Origin of the sequence: Nocardia sp. JMUB6875, from assembly GCF_041154655.1 — a bacterium.
Taxonomy (GTDB): Bacteria; Actinomycetota; Actinomycetes; order Mycobacteriales; family Mycobacteriaceae; genus Nocardia.
The window spans coordinates 64753-86418 of record NZ_BAAFGR010000008.1 but is presented as its reverse complement, the minus strand read 5'-3'; the positions used below and the strand labels follow the sequence as shown (position 1 = coordinate 86418).

The following is a 21666-nucleotide window of genomic DNA, read 5'->3' as shown; positions in this document are numbered from 1 at the left end:
GGTGGCGGCTAGTTGTGGGGGTTCGTAGCCGAAGTAGTAGTCGATGCCGATGAAATCGAGGTTGGCGGAGATGCGGGACATCAGGGGGCCGTTTACTTGTGATTCGGCTCCGGCTACGTAGCCGACGTTGCTGGTTACCAAGGCATTTGGTTGTACCTGGTGGATGTAGGCGTAGATGGTGTTGTGCGCCTGGGCTACTCGGTCCAGCATTTGGTCGGGGTTGGTGCCGTTCTGGTGGAGTTCGTGCATGATGTAGGCGACCGGCTCGTTGATGGTTACCCAGATCGGGTTGTGAGAGGCGTAGCGGTCTACGACCTTGCGCATATTCGTGAGCCAGTCGGTGACCATGGTGGGGTTGGACCAGCCGCCTCGGTCGGATTCCCAGCCGGGGTAGACCCAGTGGTCGAGGGTGAGCATGGGGCGCATACCCGCCGCTTCGATGGCGGAGATTACGTCGTCGTAGTAGGCGAAGGCCGCCGGGTCCCAGGTGTCCGGTTGGGGCTGTAGGCGGGCCCATTCGAGGCCGATGCGGAATACCTTGACGCCCAGGTTCTTCGCCAGGGTGATGTCGGAGCGGTATCGGGTGCGGAAGTCCACGGAATCGCCGAGGCGGTCCCAGGCGGGATTGGCCTCGATATAGCGGGTCCAATTGCTGTCGGGTGACTGGCCTTCGGATTGGAAGCCGGAAGCGGCCACGCCCCAGAGGAATCCGTCGCCGAGTATGCCGCCGTGAGTTTCGGGGGCGGTGCGGGCGGCGGCGGGGACCAGGAGCAGGGTGGCGGCCGCGACGAGCCAGGACGCGACGACGCAGCGGAATCGAGTGCGCATCAGCACTTCTCCAGGAGCAGCACTCGAAATGAGTGAAAAGGACTACTTACTCCTGGATAGCTGACATTGATTGCGGAAATATGCCAGCTCGATAGTGGTTTGGCACGAGAGCCTCACATTACGAACTCGCCGGTGACAGACGAGATGGATCGTCTGCCACCGGCGATTCGCGTCTAGCCGATGGTGCGGATTTCCGCGCCCGCTTCCTCGACCGGGTCACCCTCGACGGTGAACCAGTGGGTGACCTCGCCGTCCTCCAGATCGGCGGCGATATCGTCGCCCGGGAGCACGGACAGGGCACCCGCGGTGGACGAGGCCAGGAACTCGTCGATCGCGGCACGACCGGTGGAACCGGTTGTGTACGTGGTCGATTCGTAGTCCAGCTCGTATTCCGAACGCAGGTTCGCTGCACGATCGAGCGCCTCGGCCTGGGTCAGCGTGGCCCAGGTCTCGCCCTCGCGGTACACGAACGCCGGATCGGTTTCCGACAGCGGCCGGACCCGGTCGGTGTAGGACACCGGGTGGGCCGGGCGCGCCGCCAGATCCGCCTGCACCTTCGGATCCGAGGGCACCAGCCAGCGCACCGAGCTGGCGGCCGGTTCCTGCGCGATCCCGAAACCGGCTCCGGCGGCGAGGATCTCACCGAACGACAGCCCGTTCGCGAACAGCGCCGCGGCACCGGCCTTCTGGATGGCCCAGACCGCGACCACCGCGTCGACCGTATGCGGCAGGGCGACGGCGACGATATCGCCGGGGCCCGCGCCGCGGTCGATGAGCAGTCGCGCCAGCTGCGAGCTGCGCCGGTCCAGCACGTGGTAGGCGATCTCCTGGCCGTCGGACAGCAGCGCCGGAGCCTGCGGATCCTCTTCGACGACCTCGGCCAGCACGTTCGCGACCGTGGCGGTACCCACCCGCGCCGGCTCCGCCGCCGAATCCGCCGGGGTGACGGCGCTTTCGGCGAGGATGCGCGCCCGCTCGGAGGCATCGAGGATGTCGATGTCACCGACCAACCCATCCGGATCGCCCAGGAGGGCGTCCAGAATCCGGGTGAACCGCGCGGCCAGCGTGGCGACCTCGTCCGCGCTGAAGCGGCTGTCGAGGTAGCGCATATTGATGTCGATGGTCTCGCCCGCCATGATCACCAGCGACATCGGGTAGTGCGTGTTGTCGTTGATGCCCACACCGCTCACCGACATGCCGTCGATGGAGCTGGCCGCCGCGATGGCGTCCTTGTCGACCGGGTAGGACTCGAACGCCATCATGGTGTCGAATTCCGCTCCGGCACCGGCCAATTGCAGGATCTCGGTGAGCCCGATGTGGTGGTGCTCGAGCAGGTCGGCCTGATCGCGCTGGACCCGCTGCAGCAGGCCCGCGATGGTCAGCCGGTCATCGACGCGGATGCGCACCGGCACCGTGTTGATGAACAGACCCACCATGGACTCCACGCCCGGCAGGTCGCCGGGGCGGCCGGACACGGTCGCGCCGAACACCACGTCGCTGCGGCCCGTGAGCCGTCCGACCAGCACCGCCCAGGAGGTCTGGATCAGCGTGTTCAGCGTGACATTGAGCTCCCCGGCGCGCTTGGTCAGCGCGCGGGTGCGCTCGGCGTCGATCTCCAGGCTGTGGCGGCCGATCTCGTAGGTCTCGTCCCGGGTCGCGGCGGGCGCGAGCTGGGTGGGCTCGCTGACGCCGGCCAGGGCGCGCTTCCATGCCTCGAGCGACTCGTCCCGGTTCCGCCCGGCCAGCCAGGCCAGGTAGTTGCGGAACGAGGCCACCCGCGGCAGCGCGGACAGATCGCCGCGCACCGCGTACAGCACCAGCAGATCCCGCATGAGCAGCGGCATCGACCAGCCGTCCACCAGGATGTGGTGGGTGGTGATCACCAGGTGCACCAGCTCATCGCTGATCCGGAACACGTTGAACCGCATGAGCGGAGCCGCCGACAGATCGAAGTGATCGGCGCGATCGGCCTCGATCATCTCCCGCATGCGCGGATTGCGTTCGGCCTCGGGCAGATCCGTCAGGTCGATGACCCGGAACGGCGCTTCCACCCGGTCCAGCACCACCTGGTGAGCCTGACCGTCGGCGTCGGTGACGAACGCGGTCCGCAGGCTCGGGTACCGGTCGAGGATGGCCTGCGCGGCCACCTTCAGCCGGTCGATGTCCACCACTCCGCTCAGGTCGAGCACGGTCTGAATGGTGTAGACATCCACCGTGTTCTGGGTGAGCATCGCGTGGAACAGCAGACCCGACTGCAGCGGCGAGAGCGGCCATACATCCGACAGCGCCGGATATGCCTGCTCCCACACCTCGATATCGGACTGCTCGACCTTGACCAGCGCCAGATCCGACGGCGTGAAGCCACCGGCGTCGGGCCGCTTGGCGTGTTCGGCCAGCGCGGTCAGCGCCGCCACGAACAGATCCGCGAACTCCTGCACGCGTTCCCGCTCGAGCAGCCCGCTCGGGTAGGAGAACGCCGCGCCCAGCTGCGGCCCGTCCTCGCCGTCGGTGACGATGGCGTTGATGTCGAGCGTCGCGTTGGCGGGCATGTCGGCGTCCATGTCGCCGTCGAGGCGGCCCAGATCGTCGACCGGCACCCAGCCCAGCTCGGCCATGCCCTCGGGCACCTCGCCCGCGGAGACCCGGCCCAGGTAGTTGAAGCTGATCTGGCCGACATCCCGCAGCTGCGTGGAGGTTTCGGGGTTGAGGTGCCGCAGCAGACCCCAGCCCAGACCCTTGTCGGGCAGCGCCAGCAGCTGCTCCTTGACCGATTTCACGATGTCGCCCAGGGCGTTTCCGCCCTCGAAGGCATCGCTGAGGTCCGCGCCGTTCAGGTCCAAACGGACCGGGAACGCGGCGGTGAACCAGCCGACCGTGCGCGAAAGATCCGCGCCCGCAACGATTTCCTCTTCGCGGCCGTGACCCTCGAGCTTGATCAGCGCCGACCCGCCCGCGGTCTCCCCGCGCCAGCGTGCGACCGCCATGGCCAGCGCCGACAGCAGACCGTCGTTCACACCGCCCCGGTACAGACCCGGCACGGAGGTGAGCACGGCCTCGGTGACCGACGCGGGCACGCTGACCTCGACCCGCTCCACGGTGTCGAAGGTGTCGACCTTCGGATCGAAGGCGCGCGACCCGAGCAGCGGATCCGGAGTCTCGATGACCCGCTGCCAGAACGGCAGCTCCGCGACCCGAGCCTCCGAACGCGACTCCTCGACCAGTGCGTGCGCCCAGCGCCGCATGGAGGTGCCGGTCTCGGGCAGCGCGATCGGCTGCTCGAACGCCACCTGCGACCACGCCAGACCCAGGTCCGGAATCAGGATGCGCCAGGACACGCCGTCCACGACCATGTGGTGCGCGACGATGAGCAGCACGTCGCGGCGGACGCGCGCCTCGTCGGACCCCTCGGGTGCGAAGGCGAACCAAACGAACTGCACCATGGCCGCATTCGCCGGATCCAAACGGCCGAGTGCGGCATCGAATTCGATGCTGCCGACCCTGGTCAGCTCCTCATCGGAGACATCCCCGGCCAGCTCGACCCGGTGCACCAGGGCATCCACATCGACGGCGCCCTTCGGCAGCGCCTCGAATTCGAAGCCCTCCGTGGCGTTCCCGCGCAGACGCGACCGCAGCACATCGTGGTGGTCGTACAGCGCCGAGATGGCACCGACGAGCACCTCGCGGGTGATCCCGTCCGGCAAACGCAGCGGCATGGACTGCGAGAACCGCTGGTACGACGACCCGCTCGACAGAATCGCGTGCATGATCGGCGTCAGCGGGATATCGCCGACCCCGCCGCCCGGCAGTTCCGCCAGCTTCTGCGTCGTGGTGTCACCGCCCAGCTTGGCGACCTCGGCCAGCCCCGCGACGGTCCGCTGTTCGAACACGTCGCGCGGCGAGAACACGATGCCGCGCGCCTTCGCCCGCGAGACCAGCTGAATCGACAGAATCGAGTCACCGCCGAGCGCGAAGAACGAGTCGTCCGCGCCCACCTGCTCGACCCCGAGCACATCGGCGAACACCTCGGCGATGGCGGCTTCGACCTCGGTGACCGGCGCACGGAAGTCGCGCGCGGTGAACACCGGCTCGGGCAGCGCCCGCCGATCCAGCTTGCCGACCGGGGTCAGCGGGATGGCGTCGAGGACCGTAATCGCCGTCGGCACCATGTATTCCGGCAGTCGACCCGCGACATGCTCGGTCAGCGCGGCGATGTCGATGGAGCGACCGGCCACCGGCAGCACGTAGGCCGCCAGGATGGTGGCCCCGGCCTCGGTCTTGTGACCCACGGTGACCGCGAAGTCCACGGTCTCGTGCGAGGCCAGCGCCGCGTCGATCTCACCGAGCTCGATACGGAAGCCGCGCACCTTGACCTGGAAGTCGTTGCGGCCCACGTATTCCACCTCGCCGGTGAGGGTCCAGCGGACCACGTCACCGGAGCGGTACATGCGCTCGCCCGCCACGAACGGATTCGCGACGAACCGCTCGGCGCTCAGGCCCGGCCGGTCGTGGTAGCCGCGGGACAGCTGGATACCCGACAGGTACAGCTCACCCGCGACACCCACCGGCACCGGCCGCAGTCGCGCATCCAGGATCAGCGCCTGCATACCGCGGATCGGACCACCGATGGTGACCAGATCGCCCGGCGTCAGCGCATCGCTGATGTTCGTCATGATCGTGGTCTCGGTCGGACCGTAACCGTTGTGGAACGCACGAACAGTGCGGTTCTCCAACGGAATAGCCCACTTCTCCACCAGATCGGCCGGAACGGCTTCACCACCGGCGACCAGCACCCGCAGCGAATCCAGCCCCTTCGGATCCAGCGTCGCCAGCGCCGCCGGAGTGATGAACGCGTGCGTGGCCCGCTCGCGCTTGATCACCTCGGCCAGTTCCTCGCCGCCGTAGACGCCCGGCGGCACCACCACGAGGGTGCCGCCCGCGCCGATGGCGAGCAGGTACTCCAGCACCGACGCGTCGAACGACGGCGACGCGAAGTGCAGTGCGCGCGAACCGGAGTCGAGGTGGTAGCGCACGATCTGCTCGGTCGCGAAGTTGGCCAGACCGGCGTGGGTGACCACGACGCCCTTCGGCATGCCCGTGGTGCCGGACGTGTAGATCACGTACGCCACGTGCTCGGGCCGGATGACGCCCCAGCGCTCGGTGTCGGTGACGGGTTCCGCGGAGTGCGAACCGATTTCGGCCTGCACCATCGGATCGTCGAGCGAGATCCAGCCCGCCAGGCTCTTGACCGGCGGCAGCCCCTCGACCTCGGCGTCGACCGTCAGGCCGAGCACCGCCCCGGAGTCGTTGACCATGTGCGCGATGCGGTCCGCCGGGTAGGACGGATCGACCGGCACGAACGCCGCGCCCGACTTGGCGACGGCCCAGATGGCCAGCACCGATTCGAACGAGCGGCGAATGGCCACGGCGACACGGGTTTCCGGTCCGGCGCCGCGCTCGATGAGCACCCGCGCCAGGCGCGAGGAGGCCGCGTCCAGCTCGGCGTAACCCAGGGCCTGGCCGTCGAAGGCGACCGCCTCGCCGAGCGGGTTATTGGCCACGGCATCGGCCAGCAGCTCGGGCAGCGTCCGCGGCGCGATGGCCGGACCGCCCGTGCGGGTGGTCAGGTCGGCGCGCTCGTCGGCGGCCAGGATCTCCAGATCGCCGACGGCCTTGCGCGGCGCGGCGACGATCTCGCCGAGCAGTCGCAGGAACCGGTCCGCGAAGCCCTCGACCGTCGACTGGTCGAACAGGTCACGGGCGTAACCGAATTCGGCGTACATGCCCGCGTCCGCGTCGGCCGGAGCCTCGGTGAGCGTGAGCATGAGGTCGAACTTGGCGATCTCGTTCTCGAACTCGACCGCGGAGGCCCGCAGCCCGGGCAGCTCGAAGGAGCTCTCCGGCAGGTTCTCGAACGACAGCGCCACCTGGAACAGCGGGTGCCGCGCGGTGGAGCGTTCCGGGTTGAGCAGCTCGACGAGCCGCTCGAACGGAATGTCCGCGTGCGCGAACGCGGCCAGGTCGCTGTCCTTGGCCTGAGCCAGCAGTTCGGTGAACCCGGCCTGCCCGCTCACCTCGGTGCGCAGCACCAGGGTGTTGACGAACATGCCGATCAGGTTGTCCAGCTCGGCCTCGCCGCGGCCCGCGATGGGCGCGCCGATGGCGATGTCCGAGGTCCCCGACAGGCGCGCCAGGAACACCGCGAGCGCGGTGTGCACGACCATGAACATGGTCGCGTTGTTGGTGCGCGCGATCTGCTGCAGTCCGCGGTGCAGGTCGTTGCCGATCGGGAACAGCACCCGGCCGCCGCGGAAGGACTGCGCATTGGGGCGCGGCCGATCCGAGGGCAGGTTCAGCTCGTCGGGCAGATCCGCCAGTGCGGTGCGCCAGAATTCGGCCTGCGAGGCGATCAGACTGGTCGGATCGTCTTCGGAGCCGAGTACCTCGCGCTGCCACAGCGAGTAGTCCGCGTACTGGACAGGCAGCGGAGCCCAGCTCGGCTGCACCCCGGCGGCGCGGGAGGCGTAGGCCACCATGACGTCGCGGGTGAGCGGGCCCATGGACCAGCCGTCGGCCGCGATGTGGTGGGTGACGAAGACGAGCACGTGCTCGATCTCTTCGGCACCCTCGACACGGAACAGCGCGGCATGCACCGGCACCTCGGTGGTGACGTCGAAACCGGTGGTGATCAGAGCGGCGATGCGCTCGGTCACCGACTCGGCGGACACGACCACCGGGGTCAGATCCGGAATCGCCTGTGCCACCGGCACGATCACCTGCGCGGCCGCACCGTCGACCTGCGGGTACACGGTCCGCAGCGTCTCGTGGCGTCCGATCACATCGGTGACCGCCTGCCGCAGCGCCTCCACATCCAGCGCGCCCGTCAGGCGCACCGCCACGGGCACGTTGTACGCGGCCGACGCGGTATCGAACTGGTTGAGGAACCACATGCGCTGCTGCGCCAGCGACAGCGGCACGTTCGCCGGACGCTCAACGGCGGTGAGCGCCTTGCGATCCCCCGCACCGGCGTGCTGCTCGACCTTGGCGGCCAGACCGGCGACGGTCGACGCCTCGAACACCGCGCGCACCGGCACCCGCGCGTCCAGCGCCGCACCGATCCGCGCGGCGACCTGGGTCGCGAGCAGCGAGTTGCCGCCGAGCGCGAAGAAGTCGTCGTCCGCGCCCACGCGCTCGACACCGAGGACCTCCGCGATGACGCCCGCCACGATCTCCTCGATCGGGGTGGACGGCGCACGGAACGCCGTGGTCTCGAACTCGGGCTCGGGCAGCGCCTTGCGGTCCAGCTTGCCGTTCACATTGAGCGGCAGGGCGTCCAGCACCACGAACGCCGACGGCACCATGTACGACGGCAGCGCCGCGTTCAGGGCCGACTTCACCAGCGGCACATCGATACCCGAGCCGGTCGGCACCAGGTAGGCGACCAGGCGGTCACCGGTGCGCTCGTCCCGCTTGGCCAGCACCGCGGTCTGCGCGATCTCCGGCAGAGCCAGCAGCGCGGCCTCGATCTCGCCGAGCTCGATGCGGAAGCCGCGGATCTTCACCTGGAAGTCGGTGCGGCCCCGGTACTCCAGCTCCCCGTCGGCCGACCAGGCCACCAGGTCACCGGTTCGGTACATGCGCTCGCCGACCGCGAACGGGTTGGCCACGAAGCGATCCGCGGTCAGGTTCGGCTGCGCGAAGTAGCCGCGCGCCAGCTGCGCACCGGCGAGGTAGAGCTCACCGGAGACGCCGTCGGGCACCGGGTTGAGGCGCGCGTCGAGGACGTACACCCGCGAGTTCCATTCCGGCACACCGATGGACACCGCGCCCTGATCGGCGTCGGTGACCAGGTGCGTGGTGATGGACACCGCGGCCTCGGTCGGGCCGTACAGGTTGAACAGCGACGCGTCCGGGTTTGCGGCCCGGAAGCGCTGCGCCACCGAGGCGGGCAGCGCCTCACCGATGGCCAGCACTCGCCGCAGCGAATCGTTCAGCGTGCCTTCGGAAGCCGTGAGCAGCGCGTCCAGCATGGACGGCACCACGTGCAGCGTGGTGACCCGCTCGCGAGCCATGAGCTCGTTCAGGTAGGCCGGATCCCGGTGCCCGTCGGGCGCCGCGATCACCAGTCGCCCACCGGATACGGCGGCCGACCAGAACTCCCACACCGAGAGGTCGAAGGTGGCGGCGGTCTTGAGCAGCACCGCGTCATCCGCGCCCAGCCCGAATTCCGCCGTCTTCCACTGCAACTGGTTCGCGATGGCCGCGTGCGGCAGCGCCACACCCTTCGGGCGGCCGGTGGAACCGGAGGTGAAGATGACGTAGGCGGTGTTCTCCGGCCGCAGCGGCGCGACCCGCTCGGCATCGGTCACCGGCGCGGAATCCACACCGGCGAGCGCGATCTCGTCCATCCGCACCAGCGGAGCGATATCGGTCGAGAACTCGGCGGCGGCATTGGTCAGCACGCACACCGGTGCGGCGGTCTCCAGGATGTACCCGGTCCGCTCGGCCGGCTGGTCCGGATCCACCGGCACGTACGCGCCACCGGCGACCGATACCGCGTACATGCCCACGACCAGGTCGACCGAGCGCCGCAGCGCCAGCGCGACCCGCGCCTCCGGGCCCACGCCCAGCGAGATCAGGTGGCGGGCAAGGCTGTTGACCCGCGCGCCGAGTTCGGCGTAGGTCAGGGTCTGGCCGTCCGGCCCGATGAGCGCGATGGCGGTCGGCTTGGCCGCCACCGTCGCGTCGAGCATCGACACCAGCGTCGCGGCCGTATCCACCTGGTGCGCGGTGTTGTTGCGCGCGCCCAGGATCTCGGCCCGCTCGGCCGGGGCCAGCAGCTCGATCGCTCCGACCGCGGTGCGCGGGGCGGCCACGATCTCGCGCAGCAGGTGCACGAACCGGTCGGCGAATCCGACCACGGTCTCCCGGTCGAAGATGTCCGTGGCGTAGGTCAGGATGCCGGTGATGCCTTCGGCCGCACCGTCTTCCGAGTACAGGTCGGACACGATCAGGTGCAGGTCGAACTGCGACAGCTCGGTGTCCACATCCAGGCCGGACACGGTCAACCCCGGCAGTTCCAGGGTGGAGCGGGTCAGGTTCTGGAATGACAGACCCACCTGGAACAGCGGATGCCGCGCCGTGGAGCGCGCCGGGTTGAGCACCTCGACGAGTCGCTCGAACGGCACATCCGCGTTGGCGTAGGCCTGGATGTCGGTCTCACGCTGACGCGCCAGCAGCTCGGCGAACGGCTGCCCGCCGTCGACCTGCGTGCGGAACACCAGGGTGTTGACGAACATGCCGATCAGGTCGTCGAGGACGGCCTCGCCACGACCGGCCATCGGGGTACCGATGGCGATGTCGTCGGAGCCCGACAGTCGCGACAGCAGCACCGCGAGCGCGGTGTGCACGACCATGAACAGCGTCGCACCCTCGGTGCGGGCCAATTCGACCAGCGCCGTGTGCAATTCGGCATCGATGCGGATGTCGATCTTGCCGCCGTGGAAGGACTGCACCGCCGGACGCGGCCGGTCGGCCGGGAGGTCCAGCTGATCCGGCAGCCCGGCGAGGGCCTGCTTCCAGTAGGCGACCTGCTTGGCGGCGAGGGACTCCGGATCGCTCTCGTCACCGAGCAGTTCACGCTGCCAGATGGAGTAGTCCGCGTACTGCACCGCCAGCGGCGCCCAGCCCGGCTTCTGCTTGATGGAACGCGCCGCGTAGGCGGTCATCAGGTCCCGGGTCAGCGGGGCCACCGAGGAGCCGTCACCGGAGATGTGGTGAATCACCAGGGCCAGCACGTATTCCGCGCTCACCGGGGCGTTCGGATCCACGACCTGGTACTGGCCGGTGGGCTCGGTGTCCGCGAAATCGAAGGTGTAGGCCGCCGCATGCGCCGCCGCCTCGGAAGGCGTGGCCACGACGGCGTCGCTGCCCTCGATCTTGAACAGCGCCACCTTGATCGGTACCTCGACGGTCACGTCGAAGGAGGTGGTGGTCAGCTCGACCACCGCGCCGACCACCTCGTCGGCGCTCACCGTCCGCACCTGCAGCTCGGGCACGGCCTGCGCCGGCGGCAGGATGACCTGCACCGCGCCGTTCTCGGTCTGCGGGTAGATGGTGCGCAGGATCTCGTGGCGGGCAACCACATCCGCGATCGCCGCACGCAGCGCGTCCTCGTCCAGCGCGCCCGACAGCCGCACCGCGACCGGCACGTTGTAGGCCGCGGACTGGGTGTCGAAGCGGTTGAGGAACCACATGCGCTGCTGGGCCAGCGACAGCGGGATGTTGTCCGGGCGCGCGACCGCGGTCAGCGCCTTGCGGCCCGCCCCGGCGTCGCGTTCCACGCGGGCGGCCAGCGCCGCCACCGTGGACGCCTCGAACATCAGTCGCACCGGCACCCGGGTGTTGAGCGCCTCGCCGAGGCGCGCGGCCACCTGGGTGGCGAGCAGCGAGTTGCCGCCCCACTGGAAGAAGTCGTCATCCAGGCCGATGCGCCCGGACTCCACGCGCAGCACCTCGGCGAACACGCCCGCCACGATCTGCTCGATCGGGCTGACGGGTGCGCGGAAGACCGCCTTCTCGAAGGTGGGCTGCGGCAGTTCCTTGCGGTCCAGCTTGCCGTTGGCGTTGAGCGGCAACGCGTCCAGCGCCATGAAGACCGACGGAATCATGTACGACGGCAGTTCGGCGGCCAGCGCCGACTGCAGTTCGCGCTTGTCGGGTTCGCCGTCGGTGCCGACCACGTAGGCCACCAGGCGGTCGCCCAGCACCGGATCGGTGTGGGCCACCACGGCCGCGGAGGCGACGGCGTCCAGGCGCAGCAGCGCCGATTCGATATCGCCGAGCTCGATGCGGAAGCCGCGGATCTTCACCTGGAAGTCGGTGCGGCCCCGGTACTCCAGCTCGCCGTTGGCCTGCCAGGCCACCAGGTCGCCGGTGCGGTACATGCGGGAACCGTTGTCCGCGAACGGGTTCGCCACGAACCGGTCCGAGGTCAGGTCCGGGCGGCCGAAGTAGCCGCGGGCCAGCTGCGCACCGGCCAGGTACAGCTCGCCGGACACGCCCACCGGCACCGGCCGCAGGCGCGAATCCAGCACGTACACCTGGGAGTTCCATTCGGGCGAGCCGATGGACACCGACAGCTCGTCGCGTTCGGTGACCCGGTGGTTGGTGATGGAAACCGCGGCCTCGGTCGGGCCGTACAGGTTGAACAGCTCGGTGCGCGGGTGCTCGCGCAGCACCCGCTGCGCCAGCGGCCCGGGCAGCGCCTCACCGATGGCCAGGATCCGCCACAGCGAGTCCGGCAGGCCGTTGGTGAGCAGCGCGTCCAGCATGGACGGCACCACGTGCAGGGTGGTCACCCATTCGCGGGCCATCAGCTCGTTGAGGTACGCCGGATCCTTGTGCCCGTCGGGCGCGGCGATGACCAGGCGGCCACCGCAGGCCACACCGGACCAGAACTCCCACACCGAGAGGTCGAAGGTGGCGGCGGTCTTGAGCAGCACCGCATCCGCCGGATCGAGCCCGAATTCGGTGACCTTCCACAGCAACTGGTTCACGACCGCACCGTGCGGCAGCGCCACACCCTTGGGGCGACCGGTGGAACCCGAGGTGAAGATGACGTACGCGGTGTTCGCGGCGGTCAGCGCGCGCACCCGTTCGCCGTCGGCGATCGGCTTGTCCGAGTGACCGGACAGGTCCAGCTCGTCGATGCGCAGCACGTCGGCCAACTCGGTCTCGAAACCGACCGCCGCCGTGGTGAGTACGGCCTTGGGCGCCGAGGTCTCCAGGATGTAGCCGACGCGCTCGGCGGGCTGATCCGGATCGATCGGCACGTAGGCGGCACCGGACTTGGCCACCGCGTACATGGCCACGACCAGTTCGGTGGAGCGGCGAATAGCCAGCGCCACACGGTCTTCCGCGCCGATGCCGCGCGCGATGAGCTCGCGGGCGAGCCGGTTGACGCGGGCGTCGAGCTCGGCGTAGGTCAGCGACTCGGTCCCGTCGGGGGTGTCGGTGACGATGGCCACGGCCTTCGGGTCCTCGGCCACGGACTTGTCGAGCAGCGACACCAGGGTCGCCTCGCCCGCGCCCGGGAACACCGCGTCGATGTCCTGCTCGGTGCTGTTCCACCGCTTCAGGATTCGCGTGTTCTCGTCCGCGTCGAGCAGGTCGATGTCGCCGACGGCGACGGTCGGATCGGCCGTGATGGCGTCGAGGATCCGCACGAACCGGTCGGCGAAGGAGCGCACCGTCGGTTCGTCGAACAGGTCGGTGGCGTAACCGAATTCGGTGAAGATCTCGGCGGGGGTGCCGTCCTCGGTGTACCGGTCGTAGAGCGTGACCTGCAGGCTGGTCTTGGCCAGCTGCGATTCGAATTCGACCGCGGCCACGTGCAGGCCCGGCAGTTCGAAGGCGGTCTCGGCCAGGTTCTGGAACGAGAGGCCGACCTGGAACAGCGGGTTGCGCGCGGTGGAGCGGACCGGGTTGAGCACCTCGACCAGTCGCTCGAACGGCACGTCGGCGTTGGCGAAGGCCTCCAGGTCGCGTTCGCGGACCTCGGAGAGCAGGTCGGCGAAGCGGGCGTCGCCGTCCACCTGGGTGCGGAACACCAGGGTGTTGACGAACATGCCGATCAGATCGTCGAGTTCGCGTTCACCGCGGCCCGCGATCGGGGTGCCGACCGCGATGTCGTCGGTGCCCGAGAGCCGCGCCAGCAGCACCGCGAGAGCGGCGTGGACGACCATGAACAGCGACGCGTTGTTGGCCCGCGCCAGTTCGTGCAGCTTGCCGTGGCGTTCGGCGTCGATATTGAAGCGCAGCGCCTTGCCGTGGAAGGACTGCGCCGGGGGCGCCGGGCGGTCGGTGGGCAGCTCGAGCTGGTCGGGCAGACCGGCCAGGGCGCGCTTCCAGTAGGCGACCTGCTTGGCGGCGAGGGATTCCGGATCGTCCTCGGAGCCGAGCACCTCGCGCTGCCACAGCGCGTAGTCGGCGTACTGCACCGGCAGCGGAGCCCATTGCGGCACATCGCCGTTCACGCGCGCCAGGTAGGCGGCCATGATGTCGCGCGCCATCGGGCCCATGGAGGAGCCGTCGGCGGAGACGTGGTGGACGGTGAAGGCCAGCACGTGCTGGGTGGTCTCGCTGTCGGAGATGTGGAAGAGCTTGACCGCCAGCGGCACCTCGACGGTGACGTCGAAGGTGGTCATGGCGAATTCGATGACCTTGCCGAGGAGTTCGGCCTCGGTCACCTCCTCCGGCACCAGCGTCAGGTCGATCTGCGCGGCGGGCAGGATCACCTGGTGCGGGCCCTCGGCCGACCGCGGGTAGACCGTGCGCATGATCTCGTGGCGGGCGATGACGTCGCCGATGGCCTGCCGCATGGCGTACAGGTCCAGTGCGCCGGTGAAGCGGACGGCCAGCGGAATGTTGTCGACCGCGGAGATGCTGGTGTCGAACTGGTTGAGGAACCAGTAGCGCTGCTGCGCCGGGGACAGCGGCACGTGCGCGGGCCGCTCGGCGGCGACCAGGCGCGGGCGCGCACCGGATCCGGCATTGCGCTCCACCCGGGTGGCCAGCGCCGCCACGGTGGACGCCTCGAACAGGTCGCGCACCGCGAGCTGGGTGTCGAGGGCCGCGCCGAGGCGGGCGGTGACCTGGGTGGCGATCAGCGAGTTGCCGCCGAGTTCGAAGAAGTCGTCGTCGAGGCCGACCCGGCCGACGCCGAGGACGTCGGAGAAGGTGCCCGCCACGATCTCCTCGATCGGGGTGGACGGGGCGCGGAAGACCTTGGCCTCGAACACCGGCGCGGGCAGCTGCTTGCGGTCCAGCTTGCCGGAGGCGTTGAGCGGGAAGGCGTCCAGCACCACGTAGGCGGTCGGCACCATGTAGCCGGGCAGGCCGTCCTGCAGTTCGGTGCGCACGGCCTCGAGGTCGACGGTGTGGCCCACGGTCGGGACCAGGTAGCCGACCAGCTGCTCGCCGAGGCGCTCGTCGGAGCGGACCACGACCACCGACTGGGCGATGGCGTCGATGGCGGTGAGCGCGGCTTCGATCTCGCCGAGCTCGATGCGCAGACCGCGCAGCTTGACCTGGAAGTCGGTGCGGCCCAGGTATTCCAGCTCGCCGCAGCCGGTCCACTTGACCAGGTCGCCGGTGCGGTACATGCGCTCGCCGTCGTGGAACGGATCGGCGACGAAGCGATCGGCGGTCAGGTCCGGGCGCGCGACATAGCCGCGGGCCAGCTGGACGCCGGACAGGTACAGCTCACCCGCGACACCCGGGGCGACCGGGTGCAGACGCGAATCCAGCACGTAGACACGGGTGTTGAAGACCGGCGCGCCGATCGGCACCGACAGCGTGTCGGTGTCCTCGACCTCGTGGTAGGTGACGTCGACGGCGGCTTCGGTGGGGCCGTACAGGTTGTGCAGGCGGGCGCCGGTGAGTTCGCGCAGCTTCTGCGCGGTCGGCGCGGGCAGCGCCTCACCGGAGGCGAACACCTGGTGCAGCGAGGTGCACTCGGCGGCCTTCTCCTCGGCCACGAACACCGACATCATCGAGGGCACGAAGTGCGCGGTGGTGACACCGGTCTCGATGATGAGCTCGGCCAGGTAGCCCGGGTCGCGGTGGCCGTCCGGCTTGGCGATGACCAGGCTGGCGCCGATCTGCAAGGGCCAGAAGAACTCCCACACCGACACGTCGAAGGTGGCGGGGGTCTTCTGCAGCACCACGTCGTCGTCGAACAGCCCGTATTCGGTCTGCATCCAGACGAGACGGTTGACGATGGCGCTGTGGGTGACGCCCACGCCCTTCGGGCGGCCGGTCGAGCCCGACGTGAAGATCACGTACGCGGTGTTGTCGCCGCGCAGCGGGGCGACGCGATCGGCGTCGGTGATCGGGGCATCGGAGTAGCCGGACACGTCCAGCTCGTCGATCAGCAGTGTGCGCGTGGCGGTTTCGAAGCCGTCACGGACGGTGCTGAGCACGCAGACGGGCTGCGCGATGTCGAGCACGTACTGGTTGCGCTCGGCCGGGTGGTCCGGGTCCAGCGGCACGTACGCGCCACCGGCGAGGGTGACCGCGTACATGCCGACCAGCAGCTCGAAGGAGCGCCGCATGCCCAGGGCAACATACGAATCCGGGCCGACGCCCTCGGCGATGAGGTGGCGGGCCAGTCGATGCGCGCGGGAAGCGAACTCGCCGTAGGTCAGGCTCTCACCCTCGAACACCAGCGCGGTGAGGTCGGGGGTCTGCTTGGCCTGGGCCTCGAACATGGACGCCAGGGTGACCTCGGCGTCGATCTTCTTGCCGCCCAGCGCGACCCGCTTGACGTCGTACTCGGTGGCGTTCCAGCCGCGCAGCACCTGGCGGCGCTCGGCGGCGTTCAGCAGCTCGATATCGCCGACCAGCGCGGTCGGGGTCGCGACCACGGCCGACAGCATCCGCACCAGGCGCTCGCCGAATCCCTCGACGGTGTCCGCGTCGAAGATGTCGGTGGCGTAGGCGAATTCGGCGAGCATGCCGCTGCCGTCCGCGCGTTCGGTGAGGTTGAGGTGCAGGTCGAACTTGGCGGTGAGCACGTCCAGCGGCACGCCGGCGACTTCCAGGCCGGGCAGCGTGAAGCTGGCCGCGCCGGTGTTCTGGAACGACAGCATGACCTGGAACAGCGGGTGCCGGGCCTGCGAGCGGGCCGGGTTGAGGATCTCCACCAGGCGCTCGAAGGGCAGGTCGGCGTGGCCGAAGGCGGCCAGGTCAGTGTCCTTGGTGCGGGCCAGCAGTTCGGTGAACTTCTCGCCCGAGTCGACGGCCGTGCGCAGCACCAGGGTGTTGACGAACATGCCGATGGCGTCGTCGAGCTCCTGCTCGCCACGACCGGCGACCGCGGTGCCGATGGCGATGTCGTCGCCGTTGGACAGGCGTGCCAGCAGTGCCGCGAAGGCCGCGTGCACGACCATGAACAGCGAGGCCCCGTGCTCGCGGGCCAGGGCGTTGAGCCCGGTCAGCAGCTCGGCGTCGATCGAGAACTCGTGCACCCCACCGGCATTGGAGGCGACGGCCAGGCGCGGGCGGTCCGCGGGCAGGTCGATCTGGTCGGGCAGTCCGGCCAGCGCGTTGCTCCAGTAGGAGACCTGCTGCGCGATCCGGGAGTCGGCGTCGTCCTCGTCGCCGAGGGTCTCGCGCTGCCACAGCGCGAAGTCGGCGTACTGCACCGGCAGCGGCGCCCACTGCGGCGCTTCGCCATTGGCGCGTGAGGCGTAGGCGACCATGACGTCGCGGGCCAGCGGGCGCACCGACCAGCCGTCACCGGAGATGTGGTGGACCACGAAAACCAGGACGTAGGTGGGCTGTTCAGCGTCGGCGACGCGGAACAGAGCCGCGCGCACCGGCGGTGCGACGGTTACGTCGAAGCCGGTCAGCACCAGCTCGGCGACGCGATCACGCAGCTCCGCCTCCGGAACGTCGATCGCGGCGGCGTCCAGGTGGACCTGGTCGGCGGGCAGGATCACCTGCACGCCACGGCCTTCCGCGTTCTCCGGGTAGACGGTGCGCAGCACCTCGTGGCGCTCGAGCACATCGCGGACGGCGGCCAGCAGGGCATCCGTGTCCAGGTCGCCGGTGAGGCGGACGGCCAGCGGGATGTTGTTGACGGCCGAGGCGGTGTCGAAGCGGTTGAGGAACCACATGCGCTGCTGGGCCAGCGACAGCGGAATCTCGTCCGGCCGCTGCTGGGCCACCAGTTCGGCACGCGCACCCGTACCGGCCTGCGCGTCCACGCGGGCGGCGAGGGCGGCCACGGTCGGCGCCTCGAACAGGGTGCGGACCGGGATGCGGGTGTCGAGGGCCGCGCCGAGGCGGGCGGCCACCTGGGTGGCGACCAGCGAGTTGCCGCCCAGGGCGAAGAAGTCGTCGTCCAGGCCGACCGGGTGCTCGAGGCCGAGGACCTCGGTGAAGACGGCCGCGACGGTCTGCTCGGCCGAGGACACCGGGGCGCGGAATTCCCGCGTCTCGAAGGTCGGCGCGGGCAGCGCCTTGCGGTCCAACTTGCCGGAGGTGTTGAGCGGGAAGGCTTCCAGCTCCACCAGCGCGGCCGGGACCATGTAGGACGGCAGTCGGTCGGCCAGGTGCGCCCGCAGCGCCTCCTGGTCGATCGGGCCGGCGGCGGGCACCACGTAGGCGGCCAGCATGTCGCCGGTGTGCTCGGCGGTGTGCAGGACGACCACGGACTGGCTGACCGACGGGTGCGCGGTGAGCGCGGCCTCGATCTCGCCGAGTTCGATGCGCTGGCCGCGGAACTTCACCTGGAAGTCGGTGCGGCCCAGGTAGACCAGTTCGGCGGTGTCGCCGCTGTCGTCCCAGCGCACGAGGTCACCGGTGCGGTACATGCGCTCACCGGGCGCGTCGAACGGGTTGGCGACGAAGCGGTCCGAGGTGAGGTCCGGGCGCGCGACGTAGCCGCGGGCCAGCTGGACACCGGCCAGGTACAGCTCACCCGCGACACCCGGCGGGGTCGGGTGCAGGCGCGAATCCAGCACGTAGACACGGCTGTTCCACTCGGGGCGGCCGATCGGCATGACGATGCGGTCGACCTCACCGGTGACGTCGCGGTAGGTGATGGACACCGCGGCCTCGGTGGGTCCGTACAGGTTGTGCAGCTCGGCTGCGCTCACCTCGCCGAAGGCGCGCACGGTCTCGGCGGGCAGGGCCTCACCGATCACGTACACCTGGCGAAGCGTCCGCAGCGCGCTGCGCAGCCGCTCCGGATCACCCTGCGCGGCAAACACACTCAGCATCGACGGCACGAAGTCGGTGACCGTGACGCCGCGCTGCTCGATGAGGTCGGTCAGGTACGCGGGATCGCGATGCCCGTCCGGGGTGGCCAGCAGCAGCTCCGCGCCGACGCGCAGCGGCATGAAGTAGCCCCACAGCGACACGTCGAAGGTGCTGGGCGTCTTCTGCAGGTAGATGTCCTCGGCCGTCAGCTGGTACTCCGCCTGCATCCAGTCGACCTGGTTGACGATGGCGGCGTGGGAGACGCTGACGCCCTTGGGCTTTCCGGTCGAGCCGGAGGTGAAGATGACGTACGCCGGGTGCTGCGGGTGCAGCGGAGCCACGCGGTCGGCATCCACGATCGGATCGGCCGAGTACTCCGACAGGTCGATGGTGTCGACCTCGAGAATCGAGTAGCCCTCGGCCTCGAAACGCGAGCTCGAGGTGGTCAGCACGCACACCGGGTTCGCCGTATCGAGCACGTGGCCGATGCGCTCGGCGGGCTGGTCCGGATCCACCGGCACGTACGCGCCACCGGCGGTGACCACCGCGTAGGCGGCGGCCACGAAGTCGATGGAACGCCGGATGTGCAGGGCGACCAGGGATTCCGGGCCGACGCCCGCCTCGATGAGGCGACGCGCCAGCTTGTTCACGCGGGCGGCGAACTCGCCGTAGGACAGACTCGTCCCCTCGAAGCTGACCGCGGTCGCGTCCGGGGTGGCCGCGGCCTGGGCCTCGAACTGCGCGACCAGGGTTTCGGTGGGCTCGTAGTCCACCGTGGTCTGGTTCCAGTCGAGCAGCACGCGGGAACGCTCGCCCGAAACCAGCATCCCGAGATCGCCGACGGCCCGATCCGGCTGCGCGGCAATGGCCTTCAGCAGCAGGTTGAACCGCTCGGCGAAGCGCGCCATGGTGGCCGCGTCGAACAGGTCGGTGGCGTAGATCAGCTCGGCGGTCATGCCGGACAGGGCGGGACCGTGGCCGTTGCCGGACACATCACTCGCGCCCTGCTGCTCGGTCAGGACCAACTGGAGGTCGAACTTGGCCGTGTCGAGCGGCAGATCGACACCGCTGACGGTCAGGCCCGGCAGTTCCAGTTCGGTGACGCCGGTGTTCTGGAACGACAGCATGACCTGGAACAGCGGGTGCCGCGCCTGCGAGCGGGCCGGGTTGAGGATCTCCACCAGGCGCTCGAAGGGCAGGTCGGCGCGGCCGAAGGCCTGGATGTCGGTGGCGCGCACCGTTTCCAGGAGTTCGGTGAAGCCCTGGCCGCCGTCCACCTCGGTGCGCAGCACCAGGGTGTTGACGAACATGCCGATCAGGTCGTCGAGGGCGCGCTCGCCACGGCCCGCGATGGCGGTGCCGATGGCGATGTCCCGCTCACCCGACAGGCGCGAGAGCAGCACGGCCAGCGCCGAGTGCATAACCATGAACAGCGTCGCGCCGCGGGTGCGGGCGAGTTCGGCCAGGGCGGCGTGGGTTTCGGCGTCCACCTCGAAGAGGTGGGTGGCGCCGCGGCCCGAGGCGACGGCCGGACGCGGCCGGTCCGAGGGCAGGTCGAGCTGGTCGGGTAGCCCGGCCAGCGCGTCGCGCCAGTACGAGATCTGCTGGGCGATCACCGATTCCGGGTCGTTCTCGTCGCCGAGCACCTCGCGCTGCCACAGCGCGAAGTCGGCGTACTGGATCTCCAGCGGCTGCCATTCGGGTTCGCCGCCGGCCACGCGCGCGCCGTAGGCGGTCATGATGTCCCGGGTCAGCGGGCCCATGGAGAAGCCGTCGGCGGAGATGTGGTGCACCACCAGGGCCAGCACGTGCTCGGTCGGGCTGACCTCGAACAGGCTGGCGCGGAACGGCACATCGACGGTGACGTCGAAGCCCCGCAGCACCAGCGCCGAGAGCGCCTGCGGCAGTTCGGCTTCGGTGACCTCGACCGGGGTCAGGTCCGGAATGACCTGGCCGGTCGGCACGATCTCCTGGAACGCCTGGCCGTCGATCTCCGGGAACCGGGTGCGCAGCGACTCGTGGCGGGCCAGCACGTCGGCCACGGCGATCTGCAGGGCCTGGCGGTCCACCAGACCCGACAGGCGCACGGCCGCCGGAATGTTCTCGGTGGCCGATTCGGGATCGAACCGGTTGAGGAACCACATGCGCTGCTGGGCCAGCGACAGCGGCAGCCGCTCGGGCCGCTCCTGCGCGACCAGCGGCTGGCGAGTCCCTGCGCCGGAATGGGTTTCGGCCTTGGCGGCCAGCGCGGCCACGGTGGAGGACTCGAAGATCTCGCGGACGCCCAGGTGGGTGTCCAGCGCGGCGGACAGGCGCGCCGCCACCTGGGTGGCGATGAGCGAGTTGCCGCCGAGCGCGAAGAAGTCGTCGTCCAGGCCGACCCGCTCCAGGCCGAGGATCTCGGCGAACACACCGGCGACGATCTGCTCGACCGGGGTGACGGGGGCGCGGAAGACCGCGGCCTCGAACACCGGCGCGGGCAGCGCCTTGCGGTCCAGCTTGCCGGAGGCGTTGAGCGGGAACTCGTCCAGCACCATCAGGATCGACGGCACCATGTACGCGGGCAGGCTCTCGCCGATCTCGGCGCGCACGGCCTCGACGTCGACGGTCCGGCCCGGTGCGGGGATGACGTAGCCGACCAGCTGGTCACCGGCGTGCGGGTCATTGCGGACCACGACCACCGACTGCGCGACGGAATCCAGTGCGGTGAGCGCGGATTCGATCTCGCCGAGCTCGATGCGCAGACCGCGCAGCTTGACCTGGAAGTCGGTGCGGCCGATGTACTCCAGCTCGCCGTCCGCGGTCCAGGTGACGAGGTCACCGGTGCGGTACATGCGCTCGCCGTCGGCGAACGGGTTGGCCACGAAGCGATCCGAGCTCAGGTCCGGTCGCGCGACGTAGCCGCGCGCCAGCTGGGTGCCCGCCAGGTACAGCTCGCCCGCGACGCCGACCGGCACCGGCCGCAGTCGCGAATCCAGCACGTACACCTGGGTGTTGAAGACCGGGCGGCCGATCGGCACCGAGTCCACGTCGGCGTCGACGACCTCGTGGTAGGTGACGTCGACCGCGGCT

At 69.7% G+C, this 21666-nt stretch carries 2 protein-coding genes (1 of these 2 only partly in view); both read right to left on the bottom strand.

Annotated elements, in window-relative coordinates:
- Nucleotides 1-828 (bottom strand): family 1 glycosylhydrolase (locus ACAM49_RS03805; RefSeq protein ID WP_369634051.1); only part of this gene is annotated, 828 nt, incomplete at its 3' end.
- A gap of 173 nt (nucleotides 829-1001) precedes the next feature.
- Nucleotides 1002-21666 carry the 3' end of a non-ribosomal peptide synthase/polyketide synthase gene (locus ACAM49_RS03800; protein WP_369634050.1) on the bottom strand. It continues 23036 nt past the right edge of the window, so the window shows 20665 of its 43701 coding nt (coding positions 23037-43701); its start codon lies off the right edge, out of view; it ends in the stop codon at nucleotides 1002-1004.